The organism is Rudaea sp., assembly GCF_047601565.1.
Taxonomy (GTDB): domain Bacteria; phylum Pseudomonadota; class Gammaproteobacteria; order Xanthomonadales; family Rhodanobacteraceae; genus Rudaea.
In genome coordinates this window covers 1,298,502-1,317,759 of sequence record NZ_JASGIY010000001.1, presented here as the reverse complement: position 1 = coordinate 1,317,759, position 19,258 = coordinate 1,298,502, and the positions used below count along the sequence as shown (strand labels likewise).

The window sequence follows — 19,258 nt, the reverse complement described above, 5'->3', positions numbered from 1 at the left end:
CTCATTCCAGCCGCAGACATGCGGAAATGACGGCAAAGAACGACGTGCCTGCCATGCCGACGATCGACATCCCGCTGTTCCCGCTCGACGCCGTGCTGTTTCCGGGCGGCGAGATCGCGCTGCGCATCTTCGAGCCGCGTTATCTCGACATGGTGCGCGACTGCGCGCGCGACGACTCGCCGTTCGGCGTCTGCCTGATCCTCGACGGCACCGAAGTCGGCGCGCCGGCGACGCCCGCGGCGGTCGGCACGCTCGCCCGCATCGTCGATTTCTCGACCACGCCCGACGGCCTGCTCGGCATCCGCGCGCAAGGCACGCAGCGCTTCCGCCTCGCCCGCTCGCGCGTGCGCGACAACGGCCTTGCCCACGGCGAGGTCGAAACGTGGGCGGACGAGGCGCGCGTCGAGATGCCGGTCGAATTCCACCTGCTCGCGACCATTCTCGAACGCTTGCTCGAAAAGACCGGCAGCGTGCACGCAAAAGCGTCACGCGAGCGGTTCGACGACGCCGGTTGGGTCGGCTTCCGCCTCGCCGAATTGCTGCCGCTCGACAACCGCGAGCGACAGAAGCTGTTGCAGACGACCGATCCCCTCGAAAGACTCGCGCAATTGATGCACACTCTGCCGCGATTCCAATCGGGTTGACACGAAGAGACGAACGCATGAGCACTCTGCAAGGCAAGACTCTGTTCATCACCGGCGCATCACGCGGCATCGGCCTGGCGATCGCGCTGCGCGCCGCGCGCGACGGCGCCAACGTCGCCATCGCAGCGAAGTCCGACGTGCCGAATCCGAAACTTCCGGGCACGATCCACGGTGCGGCGGCGGCGGTCGACGCGGCCGGCGGCAAGGGCCTGGCGATCAAGTGCGACATCCGCGAGGAGAACGAAGTACATGCCGCGGTCGAGGCCACTGTCGTCCGCTTCGGCGGCATCGACATCCTCGTCAACAACGCCAGCGCGATCTGGCTGCGCGGCGCGCTCGACACGCCGATGAAGCGCTTCGACCTGATGGCGCAGGTCAATTCGCGCGGCACGTTCCTGTGCGCGCAGGCCTGCCTGCCGCATCTGCTCAAGGCCACGAATCCACATATCCTCACGCTCGCGCCGCCGCCCTCGCTCGATCCGAAATGGTGGGCGCCGCACACCGGCTACACGCTGGCCAAGATGGGCATGAGTTTCGTCACTCTCGGCTTGGCCGCCGAATTCGCCGACAAGGGCGTTGCGATCAACGCGCTGTGGCCGCGCACGCTGATCGCGACCGACGCGCTCAACATGATCCCCGGCGTCGACGCCGGCAACGGTCGCAAGCCCGCGATCATGGCCGATGCCGCGCATGCGATCCTCACACGCCCGGTGCGCGAGGCGACCGGCCGGTTCTTCATCGACGACGACGTGCTGCGCGCGGCAGGCGTTGCCGATTTCTCCGGCTACGCGGTCGATCCGTCGAAGCCGCTCCTGCCCGACCTGTTCCTCGACTAAAGCTTCCCTTCTCCCCTCGGGAGAAGATGCCCGAAGGGCGGATGAGGGAAAGGCTTTGTAAATTGGAAATGCAGCGCAAATCTGCAATGCTCTTCCCTCATCCGGCGCTGCCGCGCCACCTTCTCCCGGCGGGAGAAGGGAAGCAGAGGCCCCGCCATGAAATATCTGCACACGATGATCCGCGTCCGTGATCTCGACGCCTCGCTCAAATTCTTCTGCGAAGGCCTCGGTCTCGTCGAAACGCGGCGCAAGGAGAACGAGAAGGGGCGCTTCACCCTCGTCTTCCTCGCCGCCAGGGAATCGCCCGAGGCCGAGATCGAGCTGACCTGGAACTGGCCCACCGCCGACGGCAAGACCGAGGACTACGGCTCGGCGCGCAACTTCGGCCATCTCGCCTTCCGCGTCGACGACATCTACGCCACCTGCGCGCATCTGCAAGCGATGGGTGTGACGATCAACCGCCCGCCGCGCGACGGCCACATGGCCTTCGTGCGCTCGCCCGACCTGATCTCGATCGAACTGCTGCAGGACGGCCAGCTGCCGCCGCGGGAGCCGTGGGCATCGATGCCAAATGTCGGTACGTGGTAGCCTCGCGCACCCCGCCGTTCCCGTCGACGACATTCGAGTTTCGCATGCCCGCCACCGCCGATCTGCTCGCCGCCGGCAAGCGCTACTACGTGCCGATCTACAAGCCACGCGAGACGATCCTCGAGCGCGGCGCAGGCTCGCGCGTCTGGGATCGCGACGGCAAGGAATACGTCGACTTCGGCGCCGGCATCGCCGTGTGCGGACTCGGCCATTGCGACCCGGACCTCGTCGCCGCGCTGACCGAACAGGCGCACAGGCTCTGGCACACGAGTAACGTGTTCTATTCCGAACCGCCGCTGCGACTCGCGCAGGAGCTGGTCGAAGCCTCGCGCTTCGCCGAACGCGTGTTCCTGTGCAACTCGGGCGCTGAGGCGAACGAGGCGGCGATCAAGCTCGTGCGCAAGTGGGCGGCGGCGCAGGGGCGCCCGCCGGAGCGCCGCGTCATCGTCACGTTCCGCGGCAGCTTCCACGGCCGCACGCTCGCTGCGGTCACGGCGACCGCGCAGCCGAAATACCAGGAAGGCTACGAGCCATTGCCCGGTGGTTTCCGTTACGTCGATTTCAACGACCTGGCGCAAGTCGAAGCCGAGTTCGCGAAAGGCGACGTCGCTGCGGTGATGGCCGAACCGATCCAGGGCGAAGGCGGCGTGATGCCGGCCGCACCGGGCTTCCTGCGCAGCCTGCGCGCGCTCTGCGACAAGCACGATGCGCTGCTCGTGCTCGACGAGATCCAGTGCGGTATGGGCCGCACCGGCCAGTTGTTCGCGCACTGGCACGACGACATCAAGCCCGACATCGTGACGCTGGCGAAGGCGCTCGGCGGCGGCTTCCCGATCGGCGCGATGCTGGCCGGCCCGAAAGTCGCCGAAGCGATGCAGTTCGGCGCGCACGGCACCACGTTCGGCGGCAATCCGCTCGCCGCGGCGGTCGCGCGCGTCGCGCTGCGCAAGCTGGCATCGAAAGAAATCGCAGCGAACGTCGAACGCCAGTCGGCTGCGCTGACCGCGGGCCTGCAATCGATCAATGCGGAGCTGAGCCTGTTTGCCGAAATACGCGGCCGCGGCCTGATGCTCGGCGCCGTGCTCGCCGATGCGCACAAGGGCAGGGCCGGCGCGATTCTCGACCACGCCGCGCGCGAAGGTTTGCTGCTGCTGCAAGCCGGCCCCGACGTGCTGCGCTTCGTGCCGGCGCTGAATATCGGCGATCGGGATGTCAGCGAAGGATTGACCCGGCTCGCGCTCGCGCTGCGCGCGTTTCTCGCTTAGCTTCCCTTCTCCCACCGGGAGAAGGTGGCGCGAAGCGCCGGATGAGGGGAGAGCAATTCAGCAATTGAAATGTCTTGGCAAGTTGCTGTGCCCTTCCCTCATCCGCCCTTCGGGCACCTTCTCCCGTGGGGAGAAGGGAAGCGATCATTTCGTTCGCTTGAGCCGGATCACTGCCGAAACGTCCTCGTCGCCGTGACCCTGCGCCATCAGTTCGGCGTAGTCCGCGAGCGACTTGGCGAGCACCTCGTGGCCGACGCCGGCCGAGGCCGCGAGATCGCGCGCGATGCCGAGGTCCTTGTGCATCAGCGCGAGCTTGAAGCCGACGTCGAACTCGTTGCGCATCGCCGAGGCGCCGCGCTTGTCGAGATACCAGGACTGCGCCGCGCCGCCCGACAGCGTCGGCAGTAGCACCGCCGGATCGAGTCCCAGCGCTTCGGCCAGCGCGAGGCCTTCGCCGATGCCCTGCATGATGCCCGCGATCACGGTCTGGTTGACCGCCTTGGTGTTCTGCCCCGCGCCGATGCCGCCCATGCGCGTGACGCGCGCGCCGTAGGCGCCCAGCATCGGCTTGACGCGCGCAAGCGTGGCTTCGTCGCCGCCGACCATGACCGAAAGCTTGCCGTTTTTCGCGCCTTCGACGCCGCCCGAGACGGGCGCATCGAGGAAATCGCCGCCCGCTGTGCGCATGATCTTCTGGGCCTCGACCGCGGTCTTCGAGGACACGGTCGAATGATCGATGACGATCGTGCCCGGCTGCGCATGCGCGGCAATCGCGCGCGTCACGTCGAGCACGTCGGCATCGGCCGACACGCACAGCGCAATCACGTTGCAATGCCTGGCGAGTTCGCCCGGATCGGACGCGCCGAGCACGCCGTACTCCTGCGCGAATGCCTGCGCCTTCACGATGCTGCGATTGGCAACGCCGGCCAGCACGCCGACGCGCTTCAAATGTCCGGCCATCGCCCAACCCATGGCGCCGAGGCCGACAAAACCTGCTTTGATTTCTGCCATGTTCTTCTCGATCAGCCTTCCGCTAGGTACGTGTAACCGGTCAGTCCCGCTTCGAGCGCGGCGCGCAGCCGTTCGGCTTCCCCGCCCGCAATGCCCGCATGCTCGATCTTGTTCGAGTATTCGGTGCGCAACGCCTTCAAATCGTAGCCGACGTAGTCGAGCATGAGGTCGGTCGTGTCGCCGCGGCGCAGGTGCGAGAACTCGAAGCCGCCGTCGGCGGCGAGGCGCACGTTGACCGCGTCGGTGTCGCCGAACAAATTGTGGATATCGCCCAAGGCTTCTTGATAGGCGCCGACCAGGAAGATGCCGAGGCGATAGGTTTCACCTTCGGCCGGCGCGTGCACGGGCAGGCTGACGTCGACGCCATCGGCGTCGACGTAGTCGTCGATGCGGCCGTCGGAATCGCAGGTCAGGTCGGCGATCACGGCGCGGCGATCGGGCGCGCGGTCGAGGCCGGCGATCGGCACGATCGGGAAGATCTGGTCGATCGCCCACGAGTCGGGAATCGATTCGAAGATGGAGAAATTGACGAAGTATTTGTCGACGAGCTTTTCGTTCAATTCATCGAGCGCCTGCCGGTGCGCACGTTCCTCGGGCTTGAGGCGCACGCGCAACGCGTTGACGATCGCGTAGTACAAGTCGTCGGAGCGCGCACGCTCGCGCAGCGTGAGCTGGCCGAGCGCGAACAGGGCATGCGCTTCGCTCCATTGATGCTGGGCTTCGTGGTACAGCTCGATCACCGAGCGTTCGCCGATTTCGCCGTGGATCTCGCGCAGGCGGCGCAGCGCCACCGGCTCGTCCGCGTCGCTTGGCGGAATGCGGCCCTCGGGTGCGCGCTCGATGTCGCTGACGTTGGTCACGAGCACGGCGTGGTGCGCGGTCATCGCGCGGCCGGTTTCGCTGATCACGTGCGGCGGCGCGAAGCCGTGCTCGGCGCAGGCCTGGGCGAGCGGCTCGACGATCGTCGAGGCGTACTGGTCGAGGCCGTAGTTGATCGAGCAGGCCGAGCGCGAACGCGTGCCCTCGTAGTCGACACCGAGGCCGCCGCCGACGTCGACGTAGCGGATCGGGATGTCCAGTTTGCACAGCTCGACGAAATAGCGCGCCGCCTCGCGCATGCCGCTGGCGATATCGCGCACGTTGGAAATCTGCGAGCCCATGAACACGTGCAGCAACTGCAGCGAGCCGGTGAGGTCCGTCGCCTTGAGTTCGTCGATCAGCGTGAGCAGCTGGCGCGGCGTCAGGCCGAACTTGGATTTCTCGCCGCCCGTGTTCTGCCACTTGCCCGCGCCGAGGCTGGTCAGGCGCATGCGCACGCCGAACAGCGGCTCGACGCCGAGCGCCTTGGCTTCTTCGAGCGCCGGCTTCAGTTCCGACGGCTTCTCGATCACGATGAAGACGCGCAGCCCGAGCTTGCGCCCGATCAGCGCGAGGCGCAGGTATTCGCGGTCCTTGTAGCCGTTGCAGATGACGATGCTGCCTGGCGCAGCCAGCGCGAGCACGGCCATCAGCTCGGGCTTCGAGCCGGCCTCGAGGCCGAAGCCTTCGCCGCCGGCTTGCGCCAGCTCGCCGGCGACGCCCTTCTGCTGGTTGACCTTGACCGGATAGACCGCGCTGTAGCCGCCGGCGTAGTCCCATTCCCTCATCGCCTTGGCGAACGCGCCCTGCAGGCGCGACAGGCGATGGCGCAGGATGTCGGCGAAACGCACGAGCAGCGGCAGGCGCGAGCCCTTGGCGCGCGCCGCCTCGACGATCGCGGGCAGCGCAAATGCCGGACCGTCGGCGCCGCGCGGGCGCACGACGAGGTCGCCGCTTGCCGCAACGTCGAAATAGCCCTCGCCCCAGTGCGCGATGGCGTATTGCGCACGGGCGTCGTCGGTGGTCCAGCTCACTGGGCGTTGCTCCGGCAAGATGCGAAAGGGCGCTTATTGTAGCGATGTGGGCAGGTCAAATTCGCTACGGCCGGCCGCAAATACGCCATCGCCGAAAAACGGTCCGGGCGGCCGACTGAAGTAGAATTCGTCGTTTTCGCACCATGGCGGCCCTCAGTCCGTGAAACTGCAATTCCCGTTCATCCAGTTGCCGATCCGGTTCGACGCAGCGGCGCTGGCCGCCGAGGTCGCGAGCGTCGACGAGGCGGAGTGGATCGCGCATCCACAGGGGTTTCACGGCAATTCGGCGCTGCCGTTGATCGCGCTCAACGGCGATGCGGACAACGAAGGCCTCGAAGGACCGATGCGGCCGACGCCGCTGCTCGAACGCTTGCCATATATGCGCCAGGCGCTGGCCGCGCTCGGCGCCGTGCTGGGGCGCACGCGCCTGATGCGCCTGTCCGGGCATGCCGAGGTATCGCCGCACGTCGATCAGGCCTATTACTGGGTCGAACGCCTGCGCGTGCACGTGCCGATCGCGACCCGGCCGACGGTGAGGTTCCATTGCGGCGACGCCGTCGTGCACATGGCTGCGGGCGAGTGCTGGATCTTCGACACCTGGCGCATGCACAAGGTCGTCAACGGCGCCGAGGATTCGCGCATCCACCTGGTCGTCGATACGGTCGGCGGCGACGGGTTCTGGGAGATGGTCGCGCGCGGCCGTCCGCACGACGCGCGCGCCGAGGGCTGGAACGCGCCGCTGCTGCCGCCCGATGCGTCGGCGCAGCCTGTGCTTGCCTGCGAGTCGTTCAACTTGCCCGGCGTGATGAGCCCGTGGGAGGCGCGCACGCACATCGCCTTCCTGCTCGCCGAGGCGAAACCGCATCCGAACCTGACGCTGATGCAGCAGGCCTCGATGCACTTCCTGCACCGTTGGCAGGCGCTGTGGGCGCAGCATGGCGACGCCGCATCGGCGCGAACGCTGTACGAACCCGTGCTTGCCGAATACCGCGGCGCGATCCGGCGTTACGCGCAGGATATCCCGCTGCACAACTCGCTCAGCCTGGCGGCGCCGCTGGAGACCATCGTGGTGCGCGCAGGGCTGTCGAACGGCGTGGCGTCGATGCGTCCGGTCACGCGGACGCGATCGCGTGCGGAGCAGCCCGGTTCCGACAAGGAATTCCGCCGGCCGGTGTTCATCGTCTCCGCGCCGCGTTCCGGCTCCACGCTGCTGTTCGAGACGCTCGCGCGCGCCGCCAACGTGTTCACGATCGGCGACGAAAGCCATCGCCTGATCGAGGGCATCGATGCGCTCAATCCGGCGCTGACGGGATTCGCTTCCAACCGGCTCGACGCTGCGACGGCGACGCCTGCCGTGAGCACAGCTCTGCGTGCACGTTTCCGTGCCGAACTGGTCGATCGCGACGGCGGTCCCCCGTATGGCCTGCCGCTGCGCCTGCTCGAAAAGACGCCGAAGAACGCGCTGCGCATTGCGTTTCTGGCGCGCGTGTTTCCGGAAAGCGAATTCGTCTTCCTGTACCGCAACGTGCGCGAGACGCTGGCGAGCATGATCGAGGCCTGGCAATCCGGCCGCTTCCGCACCTATCCGCAATTGCCCGGCTGGCCGGGCCCGCCATGGTCGCTACTGCTCGTGCCGGGCTGGCGCGATCTGGCCGGCAGGTCCTTGCCCGAGATCGTCGCTGCGCAGTGGGATGCGACCCTGCGTTGCATGCTCGACGATCTCGCCGCACTTCCGCCGGCGCGCGTGCACGTGGCGCGTTACGACGCGCTGCTCGCCGATCCGTCCGGCGAGATCGCGCGCCTGTGCGTGGCGCTCGATTTCGTCTGGGATCGCCCGCTCGACGCCGGCCTGCCGCTGTCGCGCTACACGCTCTCAAAGCCGCAGGCGGACAAGTGGCGCAAGCACGAGGCGGCCATCCAGTCGGTGCTGCCGGGACTGGCCGGGACGATCGCGCGCATCGACGCGGCGCTGATCGGTCGTTCGTAGGGACTTGATTCATCGCGCCCGCTTTGGCTTTTCGCAACGACGAGAGCCGGGCTCGATGAATCGAGCTCCTACGCGACGACTTTCAGGATCGTGAGCAGGTTCTAAACCTCGTAGCCGAGCCGTTCCAGCATCGGCTTCAGGATCGGCAGCACCGCATCGAAGGCCTCGCGGTAGGCCTGCCAACGATCGACCGACCTGCGGTTGATGCCCTGGGTGACCTGCGCATAGCTCGGCGTGCTGATGTAGCCTTTGTTCCTGGCGTGTTCGGCATAGTGCTTCAGCGGCTCGGTGTCCGCGATGCCGAGAAAGTGCCCGAGGCGCAGCACGTGCTCGTCGAAACGCTCGACCACCGACTCGTAGCGCCATTCCAGCACGCGCGGCGCGAACACCTCGGCGTGCGCGAACCACTGCTCGAAGGCCGCCACGTAGCCGCGCGCCAAGCGCGGCAGCGAGGAACACAGCGCCGCGAACGGCGGCGAGCGGAACGGCAGCAGGTAGCAGGAGAGGATCACGTCGCAGGGATGGCGCAGGCACAGGACGATGCGCGCCTCGGGATACAGGCGCAGGATCATCGGCAGGGCGAGCATGTTGAGCGGATTCTTGTCCACGAGCCGCCGCGCACCGAGATCGGGCACCGCCTGCGCGACCTCGCCGTCGTAGATTTCGCGCAGCATACGCGCTTCCTCGTCCGTGATGGCGGCCAGCCCGGCGGGATAGGGCTGCCCGGCCTGTTCCATGCGCTCGATCAGGTCGTAGACGAAGGCGCGCTCGTCCATCGAGCGGAAATCGGGATGGGCGTCGATCATCTGCTCGAGCAGCGTGGTGCCCGAGCGCGGAAAGCCGACGACGAAGACCGGGCTTTGTTCGGTGCGCGGCGGCGGCAGCGTGCTCCAGGCATCGTGTTCGCGGTGGCTGACGCGCTGCGCGGCCATCGGCAGCGAGCGGCCCTCGTCCTCGATCACCCGTGGCGCGATATGGCGCAGGGTTTCGAGCTGCGCGGCGTGGGCCACGCGAATCGCCGCCAAGGCTTCGCCGGGGCGCTGGAGCTTGTCGAGCGCGGCGGCGAGGCCGAACGCGGCGCCGGCGCGCGCGGATGGCGTCTGCGCGCGGTCGAGCATCGTTTGCCACAAGCCGGCCGCGCCGGCATGGTCGCCCTGGCGCACCAGCAACTGGGCTCGCGCCCGCATGATTTCGTTGGCCACGCCAGCATCCGCGCCCGGCAACGCGTCGAGCGGAATCGTTGCCAATTCGGCCTGCGCTTCGACCAGCCGGTTGCTGCGCTCGAACAGCCGGCTGCGCTGTGCGGCGAAGCGCTGCGCCATGCGCGCTGCGCCCTCGGCGTCCGGCGGCAGGACGGCCTGGTCGAGCACGTCGAGCGCCGTGGCCGTCTCGCCGCGCTCGGTCAGGATGTCGGCCAACATCAGCGCCTGTTCCGCAGGCTGTGGCGGCCACTGCGCGACGCCTTGCAGCATCGCATCCTCCCCGGGCACGTCGCCGCAGGTATGGCAGGCCAGCGCGCCTTGCAGGCGCGCCTCGACGAAGCCCGGCGCCAGGCGCACCGCTTCGAACTGGCTGGTGCGCGCATCCGGCCAGCGTTGTTGCTGCGCGTACAGAAGGCCCAGGTTGTGGTGGAATTGCGCATCGTGCGGCGCCAGCTCGATGGCGCGGCGGCAGGCTTGCTCGGCTTCGTCGAAGGCGCCGGCCTCGCGCGCCACAACGCCGAGGTTGTTCCAGTATTCGGGCACGCCAGGCCTGACCTGCACCAAGCGGCGCAGCGTGGCAGCGGCTTCGCCGTTGCGCTGCAAGGCGTGCAGGGCCAGAGCGTGCAAGAGCAGGACGGTTTCGTTGCGCTCGCGCGCCGTCGCGGCCAGCGCGACGACCTGCACCATGTCGCCTGCGTGGAAGGCCGCGGCGATGCGCGCCGTGGCCGGGTCCGGCGCAGCGCGCGGTTGCTGTGTTCGGGAATCCATCGTTGCATCATGCAACAAAAATCGTCTGGAACGATTTTTGACATCGCGTCAGCGATGGCCCACAGGGTTCGTTGGATACAAAAAAGCGGGGACGTGCCCCGCTTCTTCGTCCGCATTCCGGCGGCGCTTCCTAGAACTTCACCGTCGCACGCGCCCAGACGTAGCGGCCCATCGCGTCGTAGGTCGCCGTATCGATGTTGTAGTTCCCACCGTTGTAGATCGGCGGCGGTGCGCGATCGAACACGTTGTCGATGCCCACGTCCAGCGAGGTATGCCACGCCGGGATGGCATAGCCCACCTTGACCGCGTTGTAGGTGATCGACGGTTTCGGATCGGTGCCGGTGCCGGTATCGATATAGGCGCCGAGCACGGTCACGTTGTTGATGTAGCGTGTCTGCCACTGCGCCGACCAGTTGTCGTATTTCCAGTTCAGCGTCAGCGTGGCGCGCAGGCGCGAGAGGTTGCCGAACTGCGCGGTGTAGGTGCCCGCGTAGTCCGCGCTCGAGGCGCCGGGGATGTTGACGTTGTAGCTATTCGTGTAGGTGCTTTCGAACCCCACCTTGAAGCGGCCCGGCACGGCGAATTCGGGCAGCACGTAGCTCACGTTGAAGTCGACGCCGCTGGTGCTGAGATTGCCGAGGTTGACTTCCGAGGTAGCGACGTAATAAATGCCGCCCACGTCGGCGCCACTCGAGTTGCGATGGATCAGCCCGCAGTAGGCACTGGAATCGTTCTGTTCGCACGCAGTGAACACCGTCGACGCATCCAACGGCGTGAGCAGGTCGTCGAGCGTGATGCGCCAGAAATCGACCGTGGTGGACAGCCCTTCCGCCCAGCTCGGCGAGTAGACAAAACCCAGGTCGAACGACTTGCCGTGCTCGGGCTTGAGCTTCAGGCCCGCCACTGCGCCGCCTTCGTACAGCGCGGCGATCTGGCCGCCGCCGCCGGCCGGCGAATAGTCCACCGGCACGTATTGGCAGCCGTTCGGATGCGCGGCGAGGAAGGCTGCCGTCTGGTTCTGGCAGAAATCGGTGTTGCTCGGGTTGGTGAGCGTCGGGCCGTCGAACAGCTCGTCCACGTTGGGCGAACGGAACACCTGGGTGATGGTGCCGCGCACGAGCAGGTCCTCGACCGGCTTGTATTCGAGCGCGACCTTCCAGTTGGTGGTGGAACCGGTGATGTCGTAATCGGAATAGCGCACGCCGACGTCGAGGTTCAGCGACTTGGCGAACGGCGAGTCGGCGAGCAGCGGGAACAACACTTCGCCGAACAGTTCCTTCACGTCGAAATCGCCGCTGCCCGGCGAGCCGCAGGCTTCGGCGGAGATCGCGCAACTCATGGTCGTCGTGTCGAGGATCGCATCGCTGCTCACCCGGTAGTCCATCGACTGCTTGCGGTACAGCACGCCGGCAGACATCTGCGCCGGCCCTGCGGTCATCTGGAACAGGTCGCCGGAGACGTTGAACGAAGCCTCTTTGGTACTCAGCGTCTTGTCGTATTCCGGATTATCCGTGACCGAGATCGGCAGGGTGGTCTGATCGAACGGGTTGCCGCCGTCGTCGATGGCCTTCTGGAAAGCGGCGATGTTGGGTTCGTGGAAGTCTGTCTGGTTGCGCGTGGAATGGCCGTAGTTGATGTCGAAGTCCCACGTCCATCCCGTGCTGCCGATGTCGCCCTTGATGCCGGTGATCAGCGTGAGGTTGGTGGAGCCGAAAGTGTGCAGGCGCGTGCCCGCGCCGGTCAGGCGCATGGACAGTGCGTAGGTGGTGACGTCGGTCGGGCAGTTCGGAAACACGGTGGAGCAGAACGCCACGCCGAACGGATTGAACGCGTTGTCGGCGGGCACCATCCAGCCGTCGCCCGTGCTGGTCAGCGGCGGGCCGTCCTGGCCGGCCGACGAGGTGTGGTTGTAGAAGAAATCGGCGTAATAGGTCAGCGAGTCGGTGATCTTGTAATTGCCGAGCAGGAACGCATTCGTGCGCTCCTGTTCGGTCTGGATGTAATTGTAGGCGGCGTAGTTGAACTTGTCGCTGTTGACCAGGCAACGGTAGTCGCTGATCGAAGTGCCGTCGCCCGAGCCGCGCGTCAGCGCCGTGCAGCCGAACTGGGCGTACAGCGGATCGGTCTTGGGGATGGTGACCTTGCCGGTCGGGATGTTGGACGAACCGACCGGTCCCTGCAGGCCCGAGCTGTACAGGTAGTACTGGAACGCCGACAACTTGCGCGCCGGGGCGAGCACCGGGGTGTACTTGTTGTAGTTGAGGCCGCCGACGACATTGCCCTGGTCGCCCGTGGCGCCGACCGTCAGTTCGATGCCGCGGCGCGCGCCGTTGCCGTCGGGCGGATAGGCGATGCCGTAGTGGTCCTTGATGAATTGCTTTCCTTCCTTCGACTGCGACCAGTCCTCATCCGGCGAATAGCCGCCGTTGACGCTGACTTCAATGCCGCTGAAATCCTTGCGCAGGATGAAATTGGCCACGCCGCCGATCGCGTCGGAGCCGTAGGCCGTGGTCGCGCCCGAGGCGAGCACGTCGACCTGCTGGATCATGTTCGCGGGCAGCATGTTGATGTCGGCGTTGGCCAGGCGATGGCCGTCGACCAGCATCAAGGTGCGTTGCTCGCCCAGTCCGCGCAGCGAGATGCGCGAGGCGCCGTCGCCGCCTTCCAGCGTCGGGCTGGCGACGCCGCCGCCGTTGCTGTTGTTCTGCGGGTTGGTGGCGAAGCCGCCGAAGCTCGGCAGGGCCTGCAGCACGTTGCCGAGGGTCGGATTGCCGTTGTCGGTCAGTGCCTCGCGATTCAGCGTCACCACGGGGCTGGCGGTTTCGGTATCGACGCGACGGATCAGCGAGCCCGTCACTTCGATGGCCTGGAGGGTTTTGGTTTCTTTCGGCGGCGGGGTTTGGTCGTCCGGTTTCGCGTCCTGCGCATGGACGACGGCCGCGCTCGACGCCAGCGAGATGGACAGTGCCAGCCGCACGGCTCGTGACAAGGAATTTGGTTTCGTATGCATGATCACTCCCAAAGAAAGTAGTGGCGCAACAGCAACGGGCGGCTCCAGCGGGGAAACCGCAAATGAAATTTCGTCGTTCTTGTGTTCCCGACCCCTTAACAGATTCTTAGCAGGAAATCGTCCGCAACGCCAGAGCCGTGATTCGCAACCCTGCGCAGACATGGCGCTGCCGGTTCCGTGCCGGCGGGGCGATGGCTACAATCGCGCGCCATTTCACGATTCGCGGATACCCGAGCCATGCCGAACGAAAAAACCTTCTGGTTCAACGAGGAGCACGATTATTCCGGTTCGTCGATCGGCTTTCGCGTGACGAAAAAGCTGCGCGAGGAGAAGACGCCGTTCCAGACGATCGCGATCTACGACACGACCGATTGGGGCAAGCTGATGACGATCGACGGCTGCATGATGGTCACCACGCGCGACAACTTCTTCTATCACGAGATGATGTCGCACCCGGCGCTGTACACGCACGCGAATCCGAAGGACGTCGTCATCATCGGTGGCGGCGACTGCGGCACGCTGCGCGAAGTGCTCAAACACGCATCGGTTGGACGTGCGATCCAGGTCGAGATCGACGAGCGCGTGACGCGCCTGGCCGAGCGGTATTTCCCCGAACTGTGCGAGTCGAACGACGACCCGCGCGCGCAACTGCTGTTCATCGACGGCATCCGGTGGATGCGCGATGCGAAACCCGAGTCGCTCGACGTCGTCGTCATCGACTCGACCGACCCGATCGGCCCGGCCGAAGGCCTGTTCAACGCGGCGTTCTACGCGACCTGCCTCCAGGCGCTGCGCCCCGACGGCATCCTCGTGCAGCAGAGCGAATCGCCGCTCGCCCACCTGCCGCTGCTCACCGACATCCGCAACGCGCTGACCACGGCCGGCTTCGAGTCGCTCAAGACGATCTGCTTTCCGCAGCCGTGCTATCCGTCCGGCTGGTGGAGCGGCACGCTGGCGCGCAAGCGCGGCACGCTTGACGCGTTCCGCGCGGCCGACGTCGCCGCGAAGCCGTTCGCGACGCAGTACTACAATCTCGACATCCACAGGGCCGCGCTGGCGCAGCCGGAGTTTTTGAAGCGCGCGTTTGGGCGAAATTAACACCGGGGCCGCTACCGTCCGCGAATACGGATCGATGCAGGAAGCGCATGCGCAAGCGTCTGCTCGTTTTGTCTTCGTTGATCGCGGCCTGGCTTGCCGCGCCTTCGTTCGCCGCAAGCGACGATGCTTCTGCCGCTGCGGCGGAAGCGGATCGCGCCAACGTCGCGCGGCTCGGCGAAATCGACAAAGCGCATCAAACCGAGCTTGTGAAAGGGTTGAGCGAAAGCGCGTCGCCACGCGATTGGGCGATTGCTTCCTTGATCGATCCCGATCACCCTGCAGCTTCAATCGATTCGGCAAATTCCGCCAGCACGGACCACGCCGCAACGCTGATCGCGCGCGCCGCCACTGCGGCGCCGAACGATGTCCTGGTGCAATGGATTGCGCTGCGGCAATCCGAGCGCACGACGCCGCCCGGCGAACTCATGGAACCAGCATTCGGTCGCTTGCAGAAGCTTGAGCCGGACAATGCGAGTGTCTGGACGCACGGCTTGATGCGCGCTTCGCAACAACACGGTGCGGCTGCCATCGAAGCCGCCATTCAGCACATGGCGGCGAGCACGCGCGTCGACGAGCATGTCGCCGACATCATGAAAGCCTTGATCGCGGCGAATCGGCGATACCCGCTGCCGGAGGAATATTTCCGTCTTGCCTCGGCGAATTCATCCATGGCCATAGTGACGCCGCAGTCCGTGCCATACGTCCTCGCGGCCACGGTCGCCATAGCAACGGCATTGCCCGCCTACCAAACCCTGATCGCGGCGTGCAAGCCGACGGCGGATTTCCAGCCCGCGGCCGCCCGTCTCGACGATTGCGCAAGGATCGGCCGCCTCATGGCCGCGAACGGCGATACCCTGATCGCCAACCGTATCGGCTTCGCGGTGCTGCGCGTCACGCGCCGTTATTGCGATGACGACGTGAAGCTTGCCCGCGCACAGGATTGGCTTATGGAGGAATATGGCCGCCTTGCTTCTGGCGACTACGTTGCGTCATCCACCCAATTGGTCGCACAAGTGGACGATCGAGTCGCCACCGGCAGCGAACTCGAAGCGATGCGTCGCGCGGTCGCGCGCGCCAATCTGCCGAGCGAGCCTCCTGCGGACTGGATCGACCCGCGCTCGCCGTTTTCGGCGGAGCGACTGCGGCAGGATCGACAAGCGCCCGCGCCTGCGGCGCGCTGACGCCGATTGGCGAGAAACAACCGGATCAGCCGCGCGAGCGGGCCGAGGAACAAGGAAAGGACGAACCACAGCAGACCGCTGTGCCCCTTGCCCTGGGCGACGCCGGCGACGAGCAGGGCGAGCGTGCCCCAGCCGACGAAAAACTGCTGATTGAATGAATGTCCGAACACGGTCGCTTGCATGGGTTGTGCTCCGTTCGATTTCGACCGGCACGACGCGTTTCCACCGGCGGGAATCGCTATCGCGCCCGACGCGCCGCCTCGCGCCGGCGCCGCCAGCGCTGGTAGCGCACGTTCGTGCAGAAGTCGACGCGATCGAGCAGCCGCGCGACGGTCAGCGATTCGCCCGCGATCAGCGCCGCGCCGATCGCGATGACGAGCAGGCCCGGCCCCGGCAGGACGAGCATCGCGATGCCGGCGAGGATCAGCAGCAGGCCGCCGGCGACGGCGAGGAGCGTGCGCACGGGATGCGGCCGCGCCTGCCGCCGCCGATGCTGGCGGCGGAAACGCGTGCCGCTTCGCAAGGCGAGAAACGCACGCCAACGCGTGCGCAGCCGATCGAACATGCTTGATCCGTTTGCCGATGTCTGCGTAGTGATCCGCCGCCGCGGAAAAAGTTCAGGCGCGCGAAGCCATGGCGGACTCGCGGATTACCGCGCGTACAGCCCGCAGCGGTTACACTGGCACCCGTTTTGTTCGAAGAGGACGGCCATGTCTCGCATTTCGATCCTGATTTTCGCCGCCTGCGCCGTGGCCGGCGCGGGATTCGCTCCGATCGCATCGGCGCAGGACGCAGGCGCTTCGCCCAAGCCTGCCGCAACGCCGGCGAAGAAAGCCGCCGCGCCCGCGGCCAAGGCCAAGGCCGCCGACAAGGCGCCCGCGGCCGCCGCGCCGGCCGAAGATCCGGCCTTCAAGCTGTTCCGCCACGACCTGATCAACCTGCTTGCGCTGAGCGGCGACGCGCGCAAACAGATCGCCGCCGCGCAGATCGCCGCGCCGGACATGGGCGACGTCTCGCGCTCGGCGCTGAAGAAGACGCCCGCGCTGCTCAAGCGCGCCTTGGAACTCGCACCGCAGGACCCGCTCGTGCTCTGGATCGCGGCCTCGAACGCCTGCCTGACCCAGCCCGGTTGCGCCGATCCCGCGGCGCTGAAGACGCTGCAGACGGTGGACGCGGACAACGCCGCGGTCTGGCTGCTCGGATTCCAGGGCGACGACGCCGACAAGCAGCACGCCGGCGTCGCGCGCATGGCGCAGGCGCAGCGCTACGACGACTATTGGGGCGCCGACGTGGTCGCGCTCTACCGCGCGCTCGAAGTGCTGCCGGTGCCCAAGGAAATCATCGCGCTCGGCTTCAGTTCGGAAAGCGCGCGGATCAATTTCGCGACCTCGATCGCCAGCGCGTTCCTGCCCGTGTCGCTGCAGCGGCTGCACGTGTTCTGCACCACGCTCGATACGGCCAAGGAGGCGACGGCGGCGGCGGACTGCATCGCGGTCGCGCGCAGGCTCGAAAGCGGCGGCGCCTTCGTCGCCCAGGGCATCGGTTTCGCGATCGAGGAAGCCCTGCTCGCGCCCGGCGTGGACAAGGACGTGATGGCCGCGCGCCGGCGCTCGGCCGCGTGGCAGAAGGAGAGATTCATGGAACTGTCGTCGCGCTTCGCGCACGAACCGGCGCTGGCCCAGGCCTACATCGATGCGCTGGAAAAGGGGCCGGACGAGCCGGCGGCCGTGATCGCCCTGCTGCGCGGCCAGAATCTGCGCACCGACCCGCCCGCAGAGTGGCAGCCCGCATCGCTGACGTCGCCGCAGACATTGCCGCCGTCTCCCGTGCCGCAGCAGTGATTCCCTGCCCGATTCGTGTACGCTTGGCCTGCGTGTCTCAAAGAAACTCTGAACAAAGTCAGAGCATCCCAAATCTCCTCCCGTTCACTGGAGAGTCTCGATGCTGAAGATTCTGGTGGCCAATTCGAAGGGCGGTTGCGGCAAGTCGACAATCGCCACCAACCTCGCCGCGCATTTCGCGCAGGACGGCAAGAACACGGTGCTGGTCGACGCCGACCGCCAAGGTTCCAGCCACAGCTGGTGCGAGAAGCGCGCCGGCCACACCACCCCGGTGTTGCCGCTGGCCGGCACGCGGTCGGACTGGCGCTCGCACGTGCCGCAAGGCGCGCAGCGCATCGTCGTCGATGCACCTGCGGCGATCCGCCCGGTCGACGTCGACGCCTTTCTCGACGACATCGACGCGCTGCTGATCCCGGTGCTGCCCTCGCGCATCGACCTCGAAGCCAGCCGGCATTTCATCGACGGCATCGCCACGCTGCTGCGGATCAAGCGCGGCAAGGTCGCGGTCGGCATCGTCGCCAACCGCCTCAAGCCGTGGACCACGGCCTCGCAGCTCACCATCGAGGAGATGAAATCGTTTCCGTTTCCGCTCGTCGCCCAGATTCGCGACTCGCAGGCCTACGTACTCATGGCCGGCCTCGGCAAGAGCATCTTCGACTACTCGTCGGAAACCGTGCGCTCGCACCAGGACGACTGGAACAAACTCCTGCGCTGGCTGAAGAAGCTTTGAGAGCCGGGATTTCGGGATCGGCCATTCGAAAAAGCCGCGCTCTCCACGAATCCCCCATCCCGAATCTCCGATCCCGGATCTTAGCCATGACTCGCGAACTGATCCTGCTGCGCCATGCGCATGCCGAAAGCGCCGCACCCGGCGAGGATGACGCACAACGCCCGCTCAGCGCGCGGGGTATCGCCGAAGCCGAGGCCGCCGGGCGTTGGTTGCGCGAGCGCCGCGCATCGCCCGCGCGCGTGCTGTGCTCGCCCGCGCGGCGCACGCGGCAGACGCTGGAGCGCGCGCTCGGTGACGTCGACGCCATCGTCGAACCACGCATCTATGCGGCGACCGCAGGCGAGCTGATCGCGCTGATCGACGAGCACGCCGACGCGGCGCGCCTGCTGCTGGTCGGCCACAATCCCGGCTTCGAAACGGTGGTCGCACTGCTGACCACGGGCCAGTCGGGCGATTTCCGCGGCATGCCGCCGGCCGGTATCGCCTGGATCGAGATCGAAAGCGACGCCGAGCCCGGCGCGAGCCGGCTCAAGGCGTTCCGGGCGCCGTAGAGCGCCGCCGGAGCGATGGCGACGCAACGGACAACGCGGTCGGTCGCGGCCGCCGTCTTGCTCGCCGTCCTGCTGCCCTGCCTCGGACCGGAGTCGGCACGTGCCGCGGAGCGCTTTCAGTATCTCGCGCTCGACGGCACGCGCTCCCACGTCGACTTCGAGGTGAAGGTACTCTGGCTCGTCGGCGTGCACGGCCGCTTCGACAGCGTGCACGGCACGATCGCGATCGACCACTTCCGCAACGCGGCGACGGTCGAAGCGCAGATCGACGCCAACGTCGTGACGATGCGCAGCAGGAGCCACGAGGAATGGGTCAAGTCGCCCGAATTCTTCGACGCGCAGCATTATCCGCAGATCGTCTTCGTCTCCGAAGCGATTCCGCTGCAACGCTTGCAGGACGGCGGCGAGATCGAAGGCCGGCTCACCCTGCGCGGCGTCGAGAAGAACGTGCGCTTCAATCTCGTCAAACCCGACTGCCCCGCCGTGCGCGGCGAGAATTGTCCGGTCGAGGCCGAAGGCAGCATCCGGCGCAGCGATTTCGGCATGAGCTCGCACCGCGGCACGCTTGCCGACAAGGTCGAGCTGAGCTTCTCGATCGCGACGCGGCCCGCGACGGGTCGTGCGTCGCCCTGAAGCCTCGGACCGGACGCATTT

At 66.7% G+C, this 19,258-nt stretch carries 17 protein-coding genes; 11 read left to right on the top strand and 6 right to left on the bottom strand.

Annotated features, from left to right (window positions below; all coding sequences use genetic code 11):
* The first annotated feature begins 26 nt into the window (after positions 1–26).
* The 4 genes from QM741_RS05650 to QM741_RS05635 all read left to right on the top strand — a co-directional run bounded on the left by QM741_RS05650 (position 27) and on the right by QM741_RS05635 (position 3,333).
* Complete coding sequence (locus QM741_RS05650; protein WP_415206752.1) at positions 27–644, top strand: LON peptidase substrate-binding domain-containing protein; 618 nt, start codon at positions 27–29, stop codon at positions 642–644.
* Positions 645–661: 17 nt separating this feature from the next.
* Positions 662–1,480, top strand: coding sequence for an SDR family oxidoreductase (locus tag QM741_RS05645; protein ID WP_415206751.1), 819 nt, complete (start codon positions 662–664; stop codon positions 1,478–1,480).
* A gap of 156 nt (positions 1,481–1,636) precedes the next feature.
* Entirely contained in the window at positions 1,637–2,068 is a 432-nt protein-coding gene (locus tag QM741_RS05640; RefSeq protein WP_415206750.1) for a VOC family protein, read from the top strand.
* Between the two features lie 44 nt (positions 2,069–2,112).
* Positions 2,113–3,333, top strand: coding sequence for an acetylornithine transaminase (locus QM741_RS05635; RefSeq protein ID WP_415206749.1), 1,221 nt, complete (start codon positions 2,113–2,115; stop codon positions 3,331–3,333).
* A 144-nt stretch (positions 3,334–3,477) separates the two neighbouring features.
* Here the strand turns inward: QM741_RS05635 and QM741_RS05630 are convergent, their stop codons facing one another.
* Both QM741_RS05630 and speA read right to left on the bottom strand, forming a co-directional pair.
* Positions 3,478–4,344 (bottom strand): NAD(P)-dependent oxidoreductase, encoded by an 867-nt coding sequence (locus QM741_RS05630; RefSeq protein WP_415206748.1) that lies wholly within the window; start codon positions 4,342–4,344, stop codon positions 3,478–3,480.
* Positions 4,345–4,355: 11 nt separating this feature from the next.
* Positions 4,356–6,236 (bottom strand): biosynthetic arginine decarboxylase, encoded by a 1,881-nt coding sequence (gene speA / locus QM741_RS05625; protein ID WP_415206747.1) that lies wholly within the window; start codon positions 6,234–6,236, stop codon positions 4,356–4,358.
* Between the two features lie 160 nt (positions 6,237–6,396).
* Between speA and QM741_RS05620 the strand changes: the two genes are divergently transcribed.
* Positions 6,397–8,223, top strand: a complete 1,827-nt coding sequence (locus tag QM741_RS05620; RefSeq protein WP_415206746.1) for a sulfotransferase — start codon at positions 6,397–6,399, stop codon at positions 8,221–8,223.
* Between the two features lie 101 nt (positions 8,224–8,324).
* Here the strand turns inward: QM741_RS05620 and QM741_RS05615 are convergent, their stop codons facing one another.
* Positions 8,325–10,193 carry a sulfotransferase gene (locus QM741_RS05615; protein WP_415206745.1) on the bottom strand — a complete coding sequence of 623 codons (1,869 nt, stop codon included), beginning with the start codon at positions 10,191–10,193 and terminating at the stop codon, positions 8,325–8,327.
* A gap of 130 nt (positions 10,194–10,323) precedes the next feature.
* The gene (locus QM741_RS05610) at positions 10,324–13,203 is read right to left on the bottom strand and encodes a TonB-dependent receptor domain-containing protein (RefSeq protein WP_415206744.1); all 2,880 of its coding nucleotides are present in this window, start codon (positions 13,201–13,203) and stop codon (positions 10,324–10,326) included.
* A 237-nt stretch (positions 13,204–13,440) separates the two neighbouring features.
* Between QM741_RS05610 and speE the strand changes: the two genes are divergently transcribed.
* Entirely contained in the window at positions 13,441–14,301 is an 861-nt protein-coding gene (gene speE / locus QM741_RS05605; protein WP_415206743.1) for a polyamine aminopropyltransferase, read from the top strand.
* 11 nt (positions 14,302–14,312) lie between these two features.
* Here speE and QM741_RS05600 read toward each other — a convergent pair whose 3' ends face one another.
* Positions 14,313–14,576 (bottom strand): hypothetical protein, encoded by a 264-nt coding sequence (locus QM741_RS05600; RefSeq protein WP_415206742.1) that lies wholly within the window; start codon positions 14,574–14,576, stop codon positions 14,313–14,315.
* Here QM741_RS05600 and QM741_RS05595 point away from each other — a divergent pair.
* Positions 14,559–15,482 (top strand): hypothetical protein, encoded by a 924-nt coding sequence (locus QM741_RS05595; protein ID WP_415206741.1) that lies wholly within the window; start codon positions 14,559–14,561, stop codon positions 15,480–15,482. The genes QM741_RS05600 and QM741_RS05595 overlap by 18 nt on opposite strands.
* 238 nt (positions 15,483–15,720) lie before the next feature.
* On the opposite strand, the gene QM741_RS05590 is transcribed toward QM741_RS05595, so the two are convergent.
* Positions 15,721–16,047, bottom strand: coding sequence for a PGPGW domain-containing protein (locus QM741_RS05590; RefSeq protein ID WP_415206740.1), 327 nt, complete (start codon positions 16,045–16,047; stop codon positions 15,721–15,723).
* A gap of 145 nt (positions 16,048–16,192) precedes the next feature.
* On the opposite strand from QM741_RS05590, the gene QM741_RS05585 reads away from it, so the two are divergent.
* The 4 genes from QM741_RS05585 (at position 16,193) to QM741_RS05570 (ending at position 19,237) form a co-directional block, all read left to right on the top strand.
* Positions 16,193–17,323: a hypothetical protein gene (locus tag QM741_RS05585; protein WP_415206739.1), complete on the top strand. Its 1,131-nt coding sequence runs from the start codon at positions 16,193–16,195 to the stop codon at positions 17,321–17,323.
* Between the two features lie 100 nt (positions 17,324–17,423).
* The gene (locus QM741_RS05580) at positions 17,424–18,053 is read left to right on the top strand and encodes an AAA family ATPase (RefSeq protein ID WP_415206738.1); all 630 of its coding nucleotides are present in this window, start codon (positions 17,424–17,426) and stop codon (positions 18,051–18,053) included.
* 86 nt (positions 18,054–18,139) lie between these two features.
* Positions 18,140–18,604, top strand: a complete 465-nt coding sequence (locus QM741_RS05575) for a SixA phosphatase family protein (RefSeq protein ID WP_415206737.1) — start codon at positions 18,140–18,142, stop codon at positions 18,602–18,604.
* Between the two features lie 57 nt (positions 18,605–18,661).
* Positions 18,662–19,237, top strand: coding sequence for a YceI family protein (locus QM741_RS05570; protein ID WP_415206736.1), 576 nt, complete (start codon positions 18,662–18,664; stop codon positions 19,235–19,237).
* Positions 19,238–19,258: the final 21 nt, after the last annotated feature.